Annotated in this window: 13 protein-coding genes and 1 pseudogene; 6 read left to right on the top strand and 8 right to left on the bottom strand. The window is 64.2% G+C overall.

From position 1 onward, the window contains the following. Positions 1–4: 4 nt before the first annotated feature. From cyoD to cyoA, 4 genes are read right to left on the bottom strand one after another with little or no spacing between them, the layout of a single operon-like run. A complete protein-coding gene (gene cyoD, locus Q2941_RS19315; protein ID WP_027526503.1) occupies positions 5–382 on the bottom strand; it encodes a cytochrome o ubiquinol oxidase subunit IV in 378 nt (125 codons plus the stop codon). Beyond that, the gene (gene cyoC / locus Q2941_RS19310; protein ID WP_027526502.1) at positions 379–1,008 is read right to left on the bottom strand and encodes a cytochrome o ubiquinol oxidase subunit III; all 630 of its coding nucleotides are present in this window, start codon (positions 1,006–1,008) and stop codon (positions 379–381) included. The genes cyoD and cyoC overlap by 4 nt, the downstream gene beginning before the upstream one ends. Then, complete coding sequence (gene cyoB, locus Q2941_RS19305; protein WP_027526501.1) at positions 1,009–3,012, bottom strand: cytochrome o ubiquinol oxidase subunit I; 2,004 nt, start codon at positions 3,010–3,012, stop codon at positions 1,009–1,011. A gap of 7 nt (positions 3,013–3,019) precedes the next feature. Further along, a complete protein-coding gene (gene cyoA / locus Q2941_RS19300; protein WP_458193443.1) occupies positions 3,020–4,180 on the bottom strand; it encodes a ubiquinol oxidase subunit II in 1,161 nt (386 codons plus the stop codon). A 179-nt stretch (positions 4,181–4,359) separates the two neighbouring features. On the opposite strand from cyoA, the gene Q2941_RS19295 reads away from it, so the two are divergent. Next, positions 4,360–5,688 carry an MFS transporter gene (locus Q2941_RS19295; protein ID WP_027526499.1) on the top strand — a complete coding sequence of 443 codons (1,329 nt, stop codon included), beginning with the start codon at positions 4,360–4,362 and terminating at the stop codon, positions 5,686–5,688. Between the two features lie 137 nt (positions 5,689–5,825). Here the strand turns inward: Q2941_RS19295 and Q2941_RS19290 are convergent, their stop codons facing one another. After that, positions 5,826–7,301 (bottom strand): M48 family metalloprotease, encoded by a 1,476-nt coding sequence (locus tag Q2941_RS19290; RefSeq protein ID WP_156944671.1) that lies wholly within the window; start codon positions 7,299–7,301, stop codon positions 5,826–5,828. Between the two features lie 69 nt (positions 7,302–7,370). Continuing rightward, on the bottom strand, positions 7,371–8,180 hold the full coding sequence (locus Q2941_RS19285; RefSeq protein ID WP_027526497.1) for a thermonuclease family protein: 810 nt from the start codon (positions 8,178–8,180) through the stop codon (positions 7,371–7,373). Between the two features lie 296 nt (positions 8,181–8,476). Here Q2941_RS19285 and Q2941_RS19280 point away from each other — a divergent pair, with 296 nt between their 5' ends. The 5 genes and pseudogenes from Q2941_RS19280 (at position 8,477) to Q2941_RS19260 (ending at position 13,729) form a co-directional block, all read left to right on the top strand. After that, positions 8,477–9,676 carry an ABC transporter substrate-binding protein gene (locus Q2941_RS19280; RefSeq protein WP_027526496.1) on the top strand — a complete coding sequence of 400 codons (1,200 nt, stop codon included), beginning with the start codon at positions 8,477–8,479 and terminating at the stop codon, positions 9,674–9,676. Positions 9,677–9,850: 174 nt separating this feature from the next. Beyond that, a complete protein-coding gene (locus tag Q2941_RS19275) occupies positions 9,851–10,642 on the top strand; it encodes an enoyl-CoA hydratase (RefSeq protein ID WP_458193442.1) in 792 nt (263 codons plus the stop codon). A gap of 2 nt (positions 10,643–10,644) precedes the next feature. Beyond that, positions 10,645–11,409 (top strand): VOC family protein, encoded by a 765-nt coding sequence (locus tag Q2941_RS19270; protein WP_458193441.1) that lies wholly within the window; start codon positions 10,645–10,647, stop codon positions 11,407–11,409. Between the two features lie 210 nt (positions 11,410–11,619). After that, positions 11,620–11,877: pseudogene (locus Q2941_RS19265) on the top strand (CoA-binding protein); the annotation flags it as partial. 73 nt (positions 11,878–11,950) lie between these two features. Continuing rightward, positions 11,951–13,729 carry an acetate--CoA ligase family protein gene (locus tag Q2941_RS19260; protein ID WP_458193440.1) on the top strand — a complete coding sequence of 593 codons (1,779 nt, stop codon included), beginning with the start codon at positions 11,951–11,953 and terminating at the stop codon, positions 13,727–13,729. Between the two features lie 222 nt (positions 13,730–13,951). Here Q2941_RS19260 and Q2941_RS19255 read toward each other — a convergent pair whose 3' ends face one another. Both Q2941_RS19255 and Q2941_RS19250 read right to left on the bottom strand, forming a co-directional pair. Continuing rightward, a complete protein-coding gene (locus Q2941_RS19255; protein ID WP_458193439.1) occupies positions 13,952–14,758 on the bottom strand; it encodes an enoyl-CoA hydratase/isomerase family protein in 807 nt (268 codons plus the stop codon). A gap of 11 nt (positions 14,759–14,769) precedes the next feature. Continuing rightward, positions 14,770–15,930, bottom strand: coding sequence for an acyl-CoA dehydrogenase family protein (locus Q2941_RS19250; RefSeq protein ID WP_027526491.1), 1,161 nt, complete (start codon positions 15,928–15,930; stop codon positions 14,770–14,772). Positions 15,931–15,940: the final 10 nt, after the last annotated feature.

Below are 15,940 nucleotides of genomic sequence, written 5' to 3'. Positions count from 1 at the left end.
GCGCTCACTTCATCCCGCTCATCTGGTGGACCGGCATCATGTTGCTGTTGAGGTGATTCATCACCCACAGCGAGCCGGACAGCGCGATCACGACCATGACGATGGTGAAGATCATCGCCATCATGCTCCAGCCGTCCTCGGCCTTGGTGTTCATGTGCAGGAAGTAGATCATGTGCACGACGATCTGGACCACCGCGAAGGCCATGATCACGAGCGCCGTGATGTTCTTGTTTGGAATCGCCCCGCCCATGACGAGCCAGAACGGAATCGCGGTCAGCACCACCGAGAGCACGAAGCCCAACAGATAGGTCGAGAGCGAGCCGTGCGCATGCGCATCGTGATGATGATCGGCCGCGTGGGCGGCGTGAGTGTCGGTGCTCATCGCAGAACTCCCAGGAGATAGACGAAGGTGAAAACGCCGATCCAGACCACGTCGAGGAAGTGCCAGAACATCGACAGGCACATCAGCCGGCGGCGGTTGGCCTCGATCAGGCCGAAGCGCCAGACTTGCGTCATCAGGGTCACCAGCCAGATCAGGCCGCAGCTGACATGCAGGCCGTGGGTGCCGACCAGGGTGAAGAACGACGACAGGAAGGCGCTGCGCTGCGGGGTTGCGCCCTCATGGATCATGTGGGCGAACTCGGAGAGCTCGATGCCGATGAAGGCGAGGCCGAACAGGCCGGTGATCGCGAGCCAGGCCTGCGTCGCGCCGACCCGGTTCTGCTGCATCGTCAGCATCGCAAAACCGTAAGTGATCGACGACAGCAGCAGCATCGAGGTGTTGACCGCGACCAGCGACAGGTCGAACAGATCCTTCGGCGCGGGGCCGGCGGCGTAGTTGCCGCCAAGTACGCCGAAGGCCGCAAACAGGATCGCAAAGATGAGACAGTCGCTCATCAGATAGATCCAGAAGCCGAGCGAGGTGCTGTATCCTTCCGGATGCGGGTGTTCGTCGGCGAGGTAGAACAGCGGCTCGCCAGACTGGTCGGGTTTGACAGCGATCGTCATTTACTTGGCTCCGGCGAGCAGTTGGGTGCGCGCTTCCTCGGTCCGGACGACCTCATCGGCCGGGATGTCGAAATCGCGGTGATAGTTGAAGGTGTGGCCGATCGCGACGACGAGCAGCGCGATGAAGCTGACGGCAGCAAGCCACCAGATGTACCAGATCAGACCGAACGCCATCGCCGTCGACAGACCGGCGAGGATGATGCCGGTGCCGGTGTTGCTCGGCATATGGATCGGCTTGAAGCCGGCGAGCGGACGCTTGTAGCCGCGGCGCTTCATGTCCCACCACGCGTCGTTGTCGTGAACGACGGGGGTGAAGGCGAAGTTGTAGTCCGGCGGCGGCGAGGAGGTCGCCCATTCCAGCGTGCGCGCGTCCCAGGGATCGCCAGTGACGTCCTTCAGCGCTTCGCGCCGGAGGATGCTGACGGCGAACTGCATGAGCATGCAGAGGATGCCGAGGAAGACGAGGCCAGCGCCGATCGCAGCGATGACGAACCAGATCTGCAGCGACGGATCGTCGAACACGCGCAGGCGGCGGGTTACGCCCATCAGGCCGAGCACGTAGAGCGGCATGAAGGCGAGGTAGAAGCCGGTGACCCAGAACCAGAACGACAGCTTGCCCCAGAACGGATCGAGCTTGAAGCCGAACGCCTTCGGGAACCAGTAGCCGATGCCGGCGAACACGCCGAACACCACGCCGCCGATGATCACGTTGTGGAAGTGGGCGATCAGGAACAGGCTGTTGTGCAGCACGAAGTCGGCTGGCGGGACAGCGAGCAGCACGCCGGTCATGCCGCCGATCACGAAGGTCAGCATGAAGGCGATCGTCCACATCATCGGCAGTTCGAAGCGGATGCGGCCGCGATACATCGTGAACAGCCAGTTGAACATCTTCGCGCCCGTCGGGATCGAGATGATCATCGTGGTGATGCCGAAGAAGGAGTTGACGCTGGCGCCCGATCCCATCGTGAAGAAGTGGTGCAGCCAGACCAGGTACGACAGGATGGTGATGACGACAGTGGCGTAAACCATCGAGGTGTAGCCGAACAGCCGCTTGCCCGAGAAGGTCGATGTCACCTCGGAGAAGATACCGAACGCCGGCAGAACCAGGATGTAGACCTCGGGGTGACCCCAGATCCAGATCAGGTTCACATACATCATCGGGCTGCCGCCGAAGTCGCTGGTGAAGAAGTTGGTGCCGACGTAGCGGTCGAGCGAGAGCAGCGCGAGCACGACGGTAAGGACCGGGAAGGAGGCGACGATCAGCACGTTGGTGCAGAGCGAGGTCCAGGTGAAGACGGGCATCTTCATCATGCCCATGCCCGGCGCGCGCAGCTTGACGATGGTGCAGATCAGGTTGATGCCCGATAAGGTCGTGCCGACGCCGGCGACCTGCAGCGCCCAAATGTAATAGTCGACGCCGACGTCAGGACTGTAGCCGATGTTCGACAGCGGCGGGTAAGCGAGCCAGCCGGTGCGGGCGAATTCGCCGATGAACAGCGACATCATCACCAGCACCGCGCCGCCGACCGTCATCCAGAAGCTGAAATTGTTCAGGAACGGGAACGACACGTCGCGGGCGCCGATCTGGAGCGGCACGACGTAGTTCATCAGGCCCGTGACGAACGGCATCGCCACGAAGAAGATCATGATCACGCCGTGGGCGGTGAAGACCTGGTCGTAGTGATGGGCGTTGAGATACCCGTCCGAGCCGCCGAAGGCAATTGCCTGCTGGAGGCGCATCATGAGGGCGTCGGCAAAGCCGCGCAGCAGCATGACGATGCCGAGGATCATGTACATGATGCCGATGCGCTTGTGGTCGACGGTGGTGAACCACTCGCGCCACAGATAGCCCCACAGGCGGAAATAGGTCAGGCCGGCGAGCAGCGTGAGGCCGCCGAGCGCGACCACGCCGAAAGTGCCGACGACGATCGGCTCGTGCAGCGGCAGCGATTCGAGACTGAGCCGCCCGAAGACGAGCTTGATGAGATCAGGATTGGTAGACATGCGTGCCTCAGGAGTCTGATTTCGGACGCTGGCCGAGGAAGAAGGACGTTGACTTGAGCGGCGTGAAGGTCGGCCGCTTCAACCCGGCGCCGAGCAGCGGCGTGGTGTCGGCGGGGGCCTTGACCGCGGCACTCGTCTGTCCCTGCGGTGCGTCAGGCGTGCAGGTGCTGGCCACGAAGCTCGGCTCGGGTCCGAGCGCGGTGCCGCGGCGGGCGTACTTGTCGTAGGTGAGCGGCAGGGTGTTGTTCAGCCCTTCATGGCCGGCGCCGCCCTTGGCGTCGATTGCCATCATCTCGCTCATGCACATCTTGCCGGGCTCGACGCACATGTTGAGGATGAGGCGGTAGAGATTGGCATCGACGCTGGCGTAGCGGCGCACCGGCTCGTTCTGGCTGGGCTTCTCGAGTTGCAGATATTCGCTGCGGCCGAGCGATCCGCCGGTGGCTTTGGCCTTCGCGATCCACTCGCCAAAGCCCTTGTCGTCGAGGCCGTGGAAGGCGAAGTGCATGCCTGAGAAGCCGGCGCCGGAGTAGTTCGCCGAAAAGCCCTTGTAGGTGCCGGGGTGGTTGACCACCGCGTGCAGCTTGGTCTCCATGCCCGGCATCGCATAGATCTGGCCAGCGAGCGCGGGGATGTAGAACGAGTTCATCACCGTCGAAGCGGTGATGCGGAAGTCGATCGGGCGATCGACGGGAGCGGCGAGCTCGTTGACGGTCGCGATCCCGTAGTCGCGATAGATGAAGAGCCACTTCCAGTCGAGGGCGACGACATCGACCTCGAGTGGCACCGTCGCCTCATCGACCCGCTGATTGGCGGCGATGCGGTCGAGCGAGCGGTAGGGATCGAGCAGATGCGTGCCCATCCAGGTCAGCGCGCCCAGGCAGATGATGATCAGCAGCGGCGCCGACCAGATCACGAGCTCGAGCTTGGTCGAGTGGTCCCATTCCGGCTCGTAGCGGGCTGACTTGTTGGACTGGCGGTAGCGCCAGGCGAACAGCGCCGTCAGCGCCATCACGGGCACGACGATCAGCAGCATGAGCACGGTGGAGATAATGACGAGGTCGCGCTGTTGCGCTGCGATATCACCGGCCGGCGCAAGCACGATGAAGTTGCAGCCGCTCAGAGCGACCGCCAAAGGTAGTAGCGCCAGGATCCGTAGACGGGACACAGGTAGGCCTTTTGGTTGGAAATTTCGTAGTCCAGCCAAGGCGTAGCTGCGGCGCACCAATTGTGACATTGGACAATTTGTCCAATGTTGCAGTGCGGGAGGTTGCGCCAGAGAGGGGCAGGCTGCCCTGCGACCGCCGGGTGGTCGGCTTTGGTTTTAAGGACGTTAAGAGCGCAGGAATGGCGACCGCACAGACCCCCGTAGTGGCAGGCATCCACCCCGGCGAGCATGGTCACGACCATGCCAATCCCGGCGAGATCGCCATCGGCGTCATCATCGGGCGCACGTCGGAGTTCTTCGACTTCTTCGTCTATGCGATCGCCTCGGTGATCGTATTTCCGCGCCTGGTCTTTCCGTTCGCCACCGAACTGACCGGCACGCTTTACTCCTTCGCCATCTTCGCGCTTGCCTTTATGACGCGGCCGCTCGGCACCGTCATCTTCATGACGATCGACCGCGAATACGGCAAGACCGCAAAGCTGGTCGCCGCGCTGTTCCTACTGGGCACCGCGACCGTGGCGATCGCGTTCCTGCCCGGCTACAGCGACATCGGCGCGGCCGCGATCTGGCTTCTGGCGCTCGCGCGAGCCGCCCAAGGTCTCGCCTGGGGCGGCGCGTGGGACGGGCTTGCCTCGCTGCTCGCGCTCAACGCGCCGCCGAACAAGCGCGGCTGGTACGCGATGGTGCCGCAGCTCGGCGCACCGCTCGGGCTGATCGTGGCGAGCGCGCTATTTGCGTATTTTGCCGGCAATCTCTCGGCCGACGATTTCTTCGACTGGGGCTGGCGCTATCCGTTCTTCGTCGCCTTCGCAATCAACGTCGTGGCGCTGTTCGCGCGCCTGCGCATGGTCGCGACGGAGGAATATGCCGCGCTGTTCGAGACCCGTGACCTGCAGCCCTCGCGCATCTCCGACACCGTCGCGCGCGAAGGCCACAACATCATGCTTGGCGCCTTCGCGCCGCTCGCGAGCTTCGCGCTGTTCCACATGGTCACGGTGTTTCCGCTGTCCTGGGTGTTTCTGTTCACCCATGAAAGCCCGGTAAGGTTCCTGATGATCGAGATCGTCGGCGCCGCCTTCGGTGTCGCGGCGATCGTGGCCTCAGGCATTATCGCCGACCGCGTCGGCCGCAAGTCGCTGCTGATGGGCTCGGCGATCGCGATCGCGGTTTATAGCGGCTTTGCCCCGCAGCTGCTCGATGCCGGCACGTTCGGCGAGACCATCTATATGGTGCTCGGTTTCATCCTGCTCGGGCTGTCCTTCGGCCAGTCCTCCGGCGCGATCGCCTCCAACTTCAAGCAGATGTACCGCTACACGGCCTCGGCGCTCACCTCCGACATGGCCTGGCTGTTCGGCGCCGGTTTTGCGCCACTCGCCGCGCTGCTGCTCGCCACCAATCTCGGCGTCATTGCCTCGGGTGCCTATCTGCTCTCGGGCGCATTGTGGACGCTGATGGCGCTCTGGCTGAGCGGCCAGCGCGAACGCGGCGATATGGATGCGGGTAACTAGCTAGGTACGTTGGCGGGCCCGCCAACTCGCGTGCGTAGTGCGTAGGGTGGGCAAAGGCGCTCTTGCGCCGTGCCCACCATCTATCCATGATCTGCGACAGAAGTGGTGGGCACGCTTCGCTTTGCCCACCCTACAACTCAATCCACCACGATTTTCACGCGGTCGCGCACTTTCACCTGCGCGTGGGCGTCGAGGCCGTTGAGCACGCGGAAGCGCTCGGCTGGGTGATCGACACCGGCCATGCGGTGGGCGAGCGATTCCACGGTGTCGCCGGGCTGCACGGTGATCACCTTGATGCGCAAGGGACGTGCGGCCTGGATCTCCTCGAGCGTCAGGCGGCGGAATGAGTTCACCGTCTCGCGCGCGTTGCGCTCGCTCTCGGTGGTCTTCTGCCGGCTCGCGAAGATGAAGCGGTAGACGTCGCTGCCGAAGCGCAGCGCGTAGACCTTGAACTGCCACTGATCGCCCTTGGCGGTCACGGCCGACGCCGGGAAGCCATTGATGGTGATGTCCTCGGTCGAGGATTTGTCGACGCCTTCCATCCAGCCGGAATTGAGATAGTCGCCGAGCGTCTGTTCGGCCGGCACCCGCACGACGTCGAAGCGCATCGCCTGCGAGCCGCCCTCGCGCACGCCGATCACCGCCTGCGCGGTGTTGTCGAGCGTGAAGTTGTCGGGCGCCTGGAAGGTGAAGCCGAGCTTGGGATGCAGGAAGCGGCGACCGCGGACAAAGCCTTCGCTGGGGTCCTCGCCATAGACGATGTTGTCGATCGCGCCGAGATAGGTCTCGCGGTCGCGCTCGGCGCCCTCCGGCGCTGCATATTGCCGCGCGATCGTCTGCGCGTTCTGCACGCGCTCGGGGGTAGCCGGATGCGAGGAGGTGAAGTCCTGCGCGCGCGGATCGAGCGCGTTCTTGCCGGCCTTCAGCTCGGCATTGCGCTCCATCGCGGAGAGGAAACGTGCGGCGCCATAGGGATCGAAATGCGCCCGCGCGGAGATGCCGACGCCGATGCCGTCGGCCTCGATCTCCTGGTTGCGCGAAAAGCTCGCCATGGTGAGCTTGGTCTTGGCGAGCGCGAGCGCGGTGAGCTCGGGATCGTTGCTCATGTCGGTGACGACGCGGGTGACGATCGCAGCCTGGCGCGCCTGGTCCTCGCGCATCGCGGCGTGCTTGGATAGTACATGCGCCATCTCGTGGCTGAGCACGGATGACAATTCGGAGGTATCGCTGGCGAGCGCGAGCAGGCCGCGCGTGACATAGAGCTGGCCGTTCGGCAGCGCGAAGGCATTCACCGCGCCGGAATTCAGGATCGTGACCTTGTAGCCCTGGTCGGGTCGATCGGAGGCCGCGACCAGCCGCTCGACCGTCTTGGTGACAAGCTGCTCGAGCCGGGGATCGTCATAGGCGCCGCCATAGCTGGTAAGGATGCGCTCGTGTTCCTTCTCCGTGGCCGGCGTCTGCGCGACCGCGGGCTTCGGCTTGGGTGGCGCGACGGCCGGCGGGGCTGCGGTCTGGAACCGACCCATGTCGCCGCAGCCCGAGAGCAGCGTCCCGAGGCCGAAAGATAGACCGAGGCAAAGCGCAACTGGCGCAGCCCGAAGGCGGCGGCTCACCTCTGTTCCGCGTCCCAAAACCCCATCCACGTCGCTTAACCCGTGCCTGGCCTTAAGGCCTTTCCGCGGCTAGTTCGCGCCCAGCAACTCGATCTGTCCCACCCGGAGCGCGTCAATCCGCGGCCCCACATTCCCCTCGACCCAACCCCGGACCCGAATCTTCCGATTCTCCAGGGACTTGAGAGCGATCCCGGCGCTCTCGAAGGCCGGAACCATGCGCCTTGAAATAGTCACAGCGAAGCCGCGTGTCCAGTTCCGGCCGAAGTTGAGGTAAGTCGTTGCCCCAGCTTGCCGGACGGACAGGACTTTACCCTCGACCACTACGAAGCGCCCGATCCCGGCCAAAATATCGTCCGGACTTTCCGCGTTTTTTATGGCCAACGGGTCAGCCCAGCTGCCCTTTTTTCCGCGCCGCGCCTCGGCTTCCGCCGCCATGAGGGCGGCTGCGCACTCCTTGTCCGCGATCTCGGCGGAGACAATTGCATCACCTTGGGACAGCAAGAGGGCCTGCACCGAGGCATCGCTCTCGCTGAGGAAAACCAGCGCGGGCTGGCGGCCGTAGCGGTCCGGCGTGTCGTCAGCGCCGCGCAGGCGAACGTCGCGGCCGCCGAGCATTGCGGCCAGCGCCTGCTTCGTCGTCGCAGTCGGCTCGATGCCGGAGAGGCGCACCTCACGGCCGTCGTCGAGACGCAAGCTCCGCGCATCGACGATTGTCGTGACGCGGCCTTCGCCTTGGGACTCGAACTGGCAACCGGTCGCACTTGCGGCGCCGTGCGACACGACGAGAAGTGAGACGACAGCAAGGAAGATGAGTGATTGGTTCACGCGGCCCGGCGAGGTTGTTGTGCGCTGTACTCTTAACTCAAACGTGGTTCCCATCGAAGGGGCTTTGGCCGGATTAGCGACGGGGCTGCCACATCCTCCGTCATTGCGAGTGCCGCGAAGCAATCCAGAGTCTTTCCGCGGCGGGATTCTGGATTGTTTCGCTGCGTTCGCAATGACGATGTGGAGGCAAATGCGGCTCAGGCGCCATTCCGCTTTGCGGAAAACAATCACGCGATTCTGCACGGCCGAACCGCGCTTGCTGCCCCCTTTCGCATGCGGCATGATCGCGGCAATACCAACAGCAATAAGCAAGCCGCCATCAGAGCACGGCGCGATAAGGGAGGTTTTCCATGAACAGGATATTGTCCGGCATTTTTGTTGCCGCGCTGGTTGCGAGCGCGGCGCAGGCTCAGGACAAGCCGCCGCTCAAGCTCGGCGGTATTCTCGACATGTCGAGCCTCTACGCCGACATCACCGGTCCGGGCAGCGAGACGGCGGCCAAGATGGCGGCGGAGGATTTTGGCGGCGAGGTGCTGGGCCGCAAGATCGAGATCCTCGCGGCCGATCATCTCAACAAGGCGGACCTTGCCGCCAACATCGCCCGCGACATGATCGACAATCAGGGCGTCGAGATGATCTACGACGTCGCGGCCTCCGCGACCGCGCTCGCCGCCGGAGAGATCGCGAAAGCGCGCAACAAGATCGTAATATTCAACGGCCCGGGCTCGATCCGGCTGACCAACGAGGCCTGCGGCCCCTATACCGTACACTACGTCTTCGACACCTTTGCGCAGGCCAACACGACCGGCCTTGCCGCGGTGAAGTCCGGTCTCGACACCTGGTTCTTCCTCACCGCCGACTACGCCTTCGGCCAGGACCTCGAGAAGGACACCAGCAATGTCGTGGTGAAGACCGGCGGCAAGGTCTTGGGCAATGTCCGCCATCCGCTCAACACCTCGGACTTTTCGTCCTTCCTGCTCCAGGCACAGGCCTCCAAGGCCAAAGTGATCGGACTTGCCAACGCCGGCGGCGATACCGTCAACGCCATCAAGCAGTCGGCCGAGTTTGGCATCATGAAGGGCGGCCAGAAGATCTCGCCGCTGCTCGCCTTCGTCACCGACATCGACTCGATCGGTCTGGAGACCGCGCAGGGCCTGTTGCTGGCGGAAGCCTTCTACTGGGACGCGAACGACGAAACGCGCGCCTTCGCAAAGCGCTTCATGGAGCGCGTGAAGCGGCCGCCGACCTCGGCGCAGGCCGGCGTCTATTCTTCCGTCACGCATTATCTGAAAGCCGTGAAGGCGGCCGGCACCACCGATGCCGCCGCCGTCATGAAGGTGATGAAGGAGACGCCGATCAACGACTTCTTCGCGCATAATGGCAATATCCGCGAGGACGGCCGCATGGTGCACGACATGTACCTGTTCGAGGTCAAGAAGCCGTCGGAGTCCAAGGGACGCTGGGACGACTACAAGCTGCTCGCCACCGTGCCCGGCAACGAGGCGTTCCAGTCGCTGGAACAGTCGCGCTGCCCGCTGGTGAAGAAGTGACGGCGTGAACCTTCGTGGCGAAGGGCGAGCCGAACAACAAGTCGTCATCCCGGGGCGCGACGAAGTCGCGAGCCCGGGATCCATAACCACCATCGTGAGTATGGATTCCGGGCTCGCGCCCAGGGGGGCGCGCCCCGGAATGACCAAGTGAGATGCAAAACAAAGGAAACACCCATGAGCAACGACATGGTCCTGCAAAAGCTCGAAGGCGGGCTGCTCACCATCACCATGAACCGCCCCGAGCGCAAGAATGCGCTGAACCCCGACATGGTGCGTGGGCTGGTCGAGGCGGCGCGCCGCGCTGCCGATGATCCCGAGGTCCGCGCGGTGTTGTTCAAGGGCGCCGGTGGCAGCTTCTGCGTCGGCGGCGACGTCAAGTCGATGGCCGAGGGACGCGCGCCGCTGCCGTTCGAGACCAAGCTCGCGAACCTGCGCCGTGGCATGGAGGTGTCGCGCATCCTGCACCAGATACCCAAACCCGTGGTGGCGCAGCTCGACGGCGCGGCCGCCGGCGCCGGCCTCTCAATGGCGCTGTCCTGCGACCTGCGCATCGCCTCCGAGTCCTGCAAGATCACGACGGCGTTTGCCAAGGTCGGCTTCTCCGGCGATTACGGCGGCACCTATTTCCTCACCCAGCTCATCGGCAGCGCGCGGGCACGCGAGCTTTATCTGATGACGCCGGTGCTGAGCGCGAAGGAGGCGCAGGCGATCGGAATGGTAACGAAAGTGGTGCCTGATGCCGAGATCGATGCCGCCGCGCACGAGCTTGCGCTGTCGCTGGCGCAGGGGCCGTCGATCGCGCTCGGCTACATCAAGCGCAACATCAACAATGCCGAGCACCTGCCGCTGGAAGATTGTTTTGACGGCGAAGCCATTCATCACACCCGCTGCGGCGACACCGAGGACCACAGGGAAGCCGCAAAGGCTTTTGTCGAGAAGCGGAAACCCACCTTCAAGGGCGCCTGACCATGGCCGGCTATATGCGCTTGCGGCAGATCTGCCTGGTCGCGCCGCAGCTCGAGCCCTTGATCTCCGATATCGCAGGCATCATGGGCCTTTCCGTCTGCTATCGCGACGGCAATGTCGCGAAATATGGGCTGGAGAACGCGCTGTTGCCGGTGGATACGATCCTGCTGGAGGTGGTGGCGCCGCTTAGGGACGGCACCGCGGCGGGTCGCTTCATCGCCAAGACGGGCGGCCGCGGCGGCTACATGGCGATCTTCTGCTGCGACGATCCGGACGCGCGCGCCCGCAATGCGAACGCAATGGGCGTGCGCACCGCGAACACGATTGACCACCCGCCCTACCACGGTGTGCAGCTCCATCCGCGCGACTGCCGCGCCGCCTTTATCGAGTTCAATCACACCAAGGGCAGCGATGACATCTTGGGCACCTATCCGCCGGCGGGGCCGAACTGGCAAGAATTCATCCGCAAGGACGTGACGCAGGTGCTGACGGCGGTCGAGATACAGAGCCCGGATCCGCAAGGCCTGGCCGAGCATTGGGGCAAGCTGATCGGCGTCGAGTCGGACAAGGCGGATAGCGGCGAGACTGAGCTGAAGCTGCCCAACGCCAGCTTCCGCTTCGTCAAGGGCGGAGCTGAGATCATGAGCGCGCTGGAGTTCCGCGTGGCGGATGTAGCGAGCGTGATTCATGCGGCAAGGGAGAAGGGGCTCGCGGTGGCGGGGAATGAGTTTTTGCTGGGCGGCGTGACGTTTCGACTCGCTGCGTGAGCTCTTGCATCCGCTTATTTCAAACTGTCATCCCCGCGCAACGGCGAAGCCGTTGTCGTTGGGGGTGCGAGTCGCGCGGCGCAGCGCGCCGTGCGGCGAGCCTCGAAGGATGAACGGCAGGGATGCAGCTGGGCCGTCGCCCTTCGAGGCCTCCGCTACGCTCCGGCGCCTCAGGGTGACGGATTGTTATGAGAACAAGGAACCCGCCACATGCCGCATCCGCTCGACAGCTTCTTCGCGCCGGCAAGCATCGCGCTAATCGGCGCCTCGCGCGATCATGAGAAGATCCCGGGGCGGCTGCTGTCGATGCTGCGTAGGAACGAGTATCCCGGCAAGATCTATCCGGTGAACCCGAACTACACCGGGATCGACGGGCTTCCCTGCCACAAGTCGATCGCGGACATCGGCGCGCCGATCGATCTTGCCGTCATCATCATCCCGGCGCGTGCGGTGCTGCCGGCGCTCGAGCAATGCGCCGCCGCCGGGGTGAAGAATGCCGTCATCATCTCGTCCGGTTTTGCCGAGGAGCGACAGCACCGCGATGCAGGAGGCAATCGCCGATCTGGCACGGCGCACGGGCATGCGCATCTCCGGCCCGAATGCCGAAGGCTTTCTCAGCCAGGTGCAGCGCGTAGCGGCGACCTTCAGCCCGGCGGTCGACGTCAAGCCGGGCCAGGCGCCGCTGGTTGCGACCGCGCGGCGGATCGGCATCGTCGCGCAGAGTGGCGGCATCGGCTTTGCCTATTATAACCGTGCGAAGGCGCTCGGGGTTGCCGTGAGCTACGTCGTCTCTACCGGCAACGAGTCCGATCTCGGCGCCGGCGAGTTTCTGGACTACCTGGTGCAGGACGCCTCGACCGACGTGATCCTGCTGTTCATCGAGGGCATCCGGGACGTCGAGAAATTCCTGGTGGCCGCCCAGCGTGCCGCCGAAATCAAGAAGCCAGTCATCGTCACCAAGGTTGGTCGCTCCGGTGCCGGCGAACGCGCGGCCGCTTCGCACACTGCCAGCATGGCCGGCTGGTCAGCAGCTTATGACGCAGTGTTTGCAAAGTACGGCTTCATCGTCTCCAACGATCTCGACGAGGCGCTGACGATCGCCGCGGTGTTTGCCGGCAACCCGCTGCCGAAAGGTGATCGCGTTGCTGTCGTCACCGTGTCCGGCGGCGCGGGCATCTGGGGCACGGATGCGGTGGCGCTCAGGGGCTTGCAGGTCCCGGAGCTCTCCAGGTCCATTCAGGCGGAGATCAGGACATTGATGCCGTCATACGGCACGGCGCGCAACCCGATCGATGTCACCGCCCAGGGCGTAACCTCGGGCGGCCTGCAACGAAGCGTCGATCTGCTCACCGCATCCAACGAGGTCGATGCGATCCTCGTCATGCTGTCGCTGTCGAGCGAGGTGCGGATGCCCTTCAAGGAGGAGGAGCTGAAGCCGGTGCTGGCGGCACAGAAAAAGTCGGTCGTGTTCTATTCCTACACGCTGCCGTCTGATTTTGCGCGGCGAGAGCTCGCCAAGTCGGGCGTCGTGGTGCTGTCGGGCCTCGCCCATGTCGGCGTCGCGCTGCGGCAGCTTGTTGACTTCGCGACGTTTGACCTGCCCAAGCCTGCGGAAGAGTTGCGGCGACCGGCGCACGATCTCTCGGCATTTCTGCAATCGCCGGTCCTGTCCGAAGCCGACAGCAAGGCCTTGCTCCGTGCGGCCGGCATCGCGCTGCCGGAAGAGGTGCTGGTTGCGGAGAAGAGCGGACTTGACGACGCGATCGCGCGTGTCGGCTTTCCGCTGGTGATGAAGATCCAGTCACCCGACATCCCGCACAAGAGCGAGGTCGGCGGCGTGCGGGTGAACGTCACCACCAAGGGCGAGGTGTTCCTGGCGTTCGAGCAGCTCCTGAACAATGCGCGCAGGCATCGGCCGGATGCCGCGGTTCAGGGCGTGTTGCTCGCACCCATGACGAAGAAGGGCGTCGAGATCATCGTTGGCACGATGACGGACAAGACGTTCGGCCCGATGGTGATGGTGGGGCTTGGCGGCATTACGACCGAGTTGTTCCGCGACGTTGTCTACCGCCCGGCGCCGGTGAGCGCGGCGGAGGCCGGCGCGATGCTGGCCGCGTTGAAAGCGGCGCCGCTGCTGAACGGATTCCGCGGTGCAGCCAAGGCGGATGTCGCGGCACTGGCGCAGTTGATCGCTGACATTTCCGTGCTTGCGGCACGGCATGCTGGGGAGATTGCGGAGATCGAGCTCAACCCGGTGCTGGTGCATCCGGAGGGACAGGGCGTGACGATTGTGGACGCGCTGGTGGTGGGGCGAAGGTGAAGCCACTCACTTGCGCAAGAGGGTAAAGCAGGTTGTGGCAAATGCGATGCGAATTGCTGTGCCCTCTCCCCTTGTGGGAGAGGGCAGCTCCGCCGTCCCGCAATGTCAGTCGGGTGAGGGGTTCTTTCCGCGTACAACTCTGTTGCAGCGAATGCGCGGATAGAACCTCTCATCCGGCGCTTCGCGCCACCTTCTCCCACAAGGGGAGAAGGAAGAATGCAATCACCGCCCTTTGAAGTTCGCGACCCTTCGCTCTTCCGTCGCCCTGACACCTTCCTTGAAATCTTCAGTCGCGCGCAGCCTCGACTGTTCGGCGAGCTCGTGGTTGGTTGCGGCCATCACGCGGTCGGCGAGGCCTGCGCGCATCGTGGCGCGGGTGGAGAGCAGGCCGAGCGGCGAGCACTCGGCGATCTCGCTCGCCAGCTTCATCGCAGCCGGCTTGACCTGGTCCTGCGGCACCAGCTCGTTGGCGAGGCCCCATTTGTAGGCCTCTTCACCGGTGACGCGGCGGCTGGTGTAGAACATCAGCTCGGCGTTGTTCTTGCCGATCAGCTCGGGCAGCGTGACCGTCAGGCCAAAGCCCGGATGGAAGCCGAGTTTTGTGAAGTTCGCGGAGAAACGCGCCTCCGGGCAGGTGACGCGGAAATCCGCTGAGACCGCGAGCCCGAGCCCGCCGCCGATGGCAGCGCCCTGCACGGCGGCGACGATCGGCTTCTTGGCGCGGAAGATGCGTACGGCCTGGATGTAGAGATGGTTGATCGGCCCGAGGCTATCGGCCGGATCGCCTTTTGCCGCGCGCGCCTCCTGCTCCTGCCGCGCCGGGTCGTTGAAATTGGCGCCGGCGCAGAACGCCTTCCCCTGTGCGGAGAGCACGGAGGCGCGGATCTCGATGTCGCGATCGAACTCGTCGAGCGCGTCCGCTATCTGGTTGATCAGGGAGATGTCGAAGAAGTTGAGCGGCGGGCGGCGGATCTCGATGGTGCCGACGTGCCCGACCTTCTCGACGCCGATATCCTTGTAGCTGCTCATGATGATCCTCGTTAGCGCAAACCAAGTCCGCGGGCGATGATGCCGCGGAGCACTTCGGTGGTGCCGCCCTGGATGGTGAGTTTCGGCGCGGTCTTGATGGCGAAATCGAGCTGCCGCTCCAGCGTCTCGCGATTGCTGGCGGTCTCCTCGACGAAGGCGGCGAGATCGCGCACGCGATGCGGCAGTTGCTGCTCCCACACCGTACCGATGTCCTTGACGATGGAGGCTTCGACCACGGGCTCCTTGCCGGCCTGCAACATGCCGGCAACGGAGACCGACATGCGCCGCATGGTGTGGAGCTGCGCGACGAGGCGGCCGATGCCTTCGGCGCTGCGAGTATCCGGATCGTTGCCGACCGCGCGTACCAGCTCGGTCAGCACGTAATAGGTTTCGAGGAAGCGCTCGGGACCCGAGCGCTCGTAAGCGAGCTCGGATGTCGCCTGCTTCCAGGCGCCGTCGACTTCGCCCAGCACGTGATCATCCGGAATGAAGTAATCGGTGAAGACGACCTCGTTGAACTCGTACTGGCCGGTGATCTGGCCGATCGGGTTCACCTTGATGCCGGGCTGCTTCATCTTGACCAGGAACTGCGTCAGGCCGTGGCGGCGGTTTTCCTTGGTCGGCTGCGAGGTGCGGAAGATCGCGATCATGTAGTCGGCGATGTGCGCCGACGAGGTCCAGATCTTGGTGCCGTTGATGAGATAGCCGCCGTCGGTCTTGGTCGCGCGTGTCTTCGCGGCGAACAGGTCGGAGCCGGAATTCGGCTCGCTCATGCCGATGGCAAAGCACAATTCGCCGCGGCAGATGCGCGGCAGGATGTCCATCTTGATGTGCTCCGGCGCGTATTTCAGCAGGATCGGTCCGCTCTGCCGGTCGGCGACGAAGAAGCGACGCGTCGGCGCATTCGCAACGCGCATCTCTTCGGTCACCACGTAGCGCTCGAGGAAGGAGCGCTCATGGCCGCCATATTTCTTCGGCCAGGTGATCCCGATCCAGCCGCGCTCGCCGACGCGGCGGGAGAATTCCGGCACGTCGGTGTCTTCGCGATTGGGCTTGAACGGGTTGAAGGTGCCGCGGGCCATTTCTTCGGCGAGGAAGGCGCGCACTTCCTTGCGCAGCTCCTCGCATTTGGGCGGCAGGCGGATCGGATCGAAACGGAGGGCAGCAGTCATGTGTCTCGTT

This window comes from Bradyrhizobium sp. UFLA05-153, from assembly GCF_054185185.1.
The sequence above is the reverse complement of the archived record's forward strand: the minus strand, read 5'-3'. Positions and strand labels throughout refer to the sequence as shown.

Bases quoted from the DNA above. Each gene is read 5' to 3' on its own strand.
- cyoD (WP_027526503.1), bottom strand. From the start codon at position 382: ATGAGCACCGACACTCACGCCGCCCACGCGGCCGATCATCATCACGAT.
- cyoC (WP_027526502.1), bottom strand. From the start codon at position 1,008: ATGACGATCGCTGTCAAACCCGACCAGTCTGGCGAGCCGCTGTTCTAC.
- cyoB (WP_027526501.1), bottom strand. From the start codon at position 3,012: ATGTCTACCAATCCTGATCTCATCAAGCTCGTCTTCGGGCGGCTCAGT.
- Q2941_RS19295 (WP_027526499.1), top strand. From the start codon at position 4,360: ATGGCGACCGCACAGACCCCCGTAGTGGCAGGCATCCACCCCGGCGAG.
- Q2941_RS19285 (WP_027526497.1), bottom strand. From the start codon at position 8,180: ATGGGAACCACGTTTGAGTTAAGAGTACAGCGCACAACAACCTCGCCG.
- Q2941_RS19280 (WP_027526496.1), top strand. From the start codon at position 8,477: ATGAACAGGATATTGTCCGGCATTTTTGTTGCCGCGCTGGTTGCGAGC.
- Q2941_RS19275 (WP_458193442.1), top strand. From the start codon at position 9,851: ATGAGCAACGACATGGTCCTGCAAAAGCTCGAAGGCGGGCTGCTCACC.
- Q2941_RS19270 (WP_458193441.1), top strand. From the start codon at position 10,645: ATGGCCGGCTATATGCGCTTGCGGCAGATCTGCCTGGTCGCGCCGCAG.
- Q2941_RS19260 (WP_458193440.1), top strand. From the start codon at position 11,951: ATGCAGGAGGCAATCGCCGATCTGGCACGGCGCACGGGCATGCGCATC.
- Q2941_RS19255 (WP_458193439.1), bottom strand. From the start codon at position 14,758: ATGAGCAGCTACAAGGATATCGGCGTCGAGAAGGTCGGGCACGTCGGC.
- Q2941_RS19250 (WP_027526491.1), bottom strand. From the start codon at position 15,930: ATGACTGCTGCCCTCCGTTTCGATCCGATCCGCCTGCCGCCCAAATGC.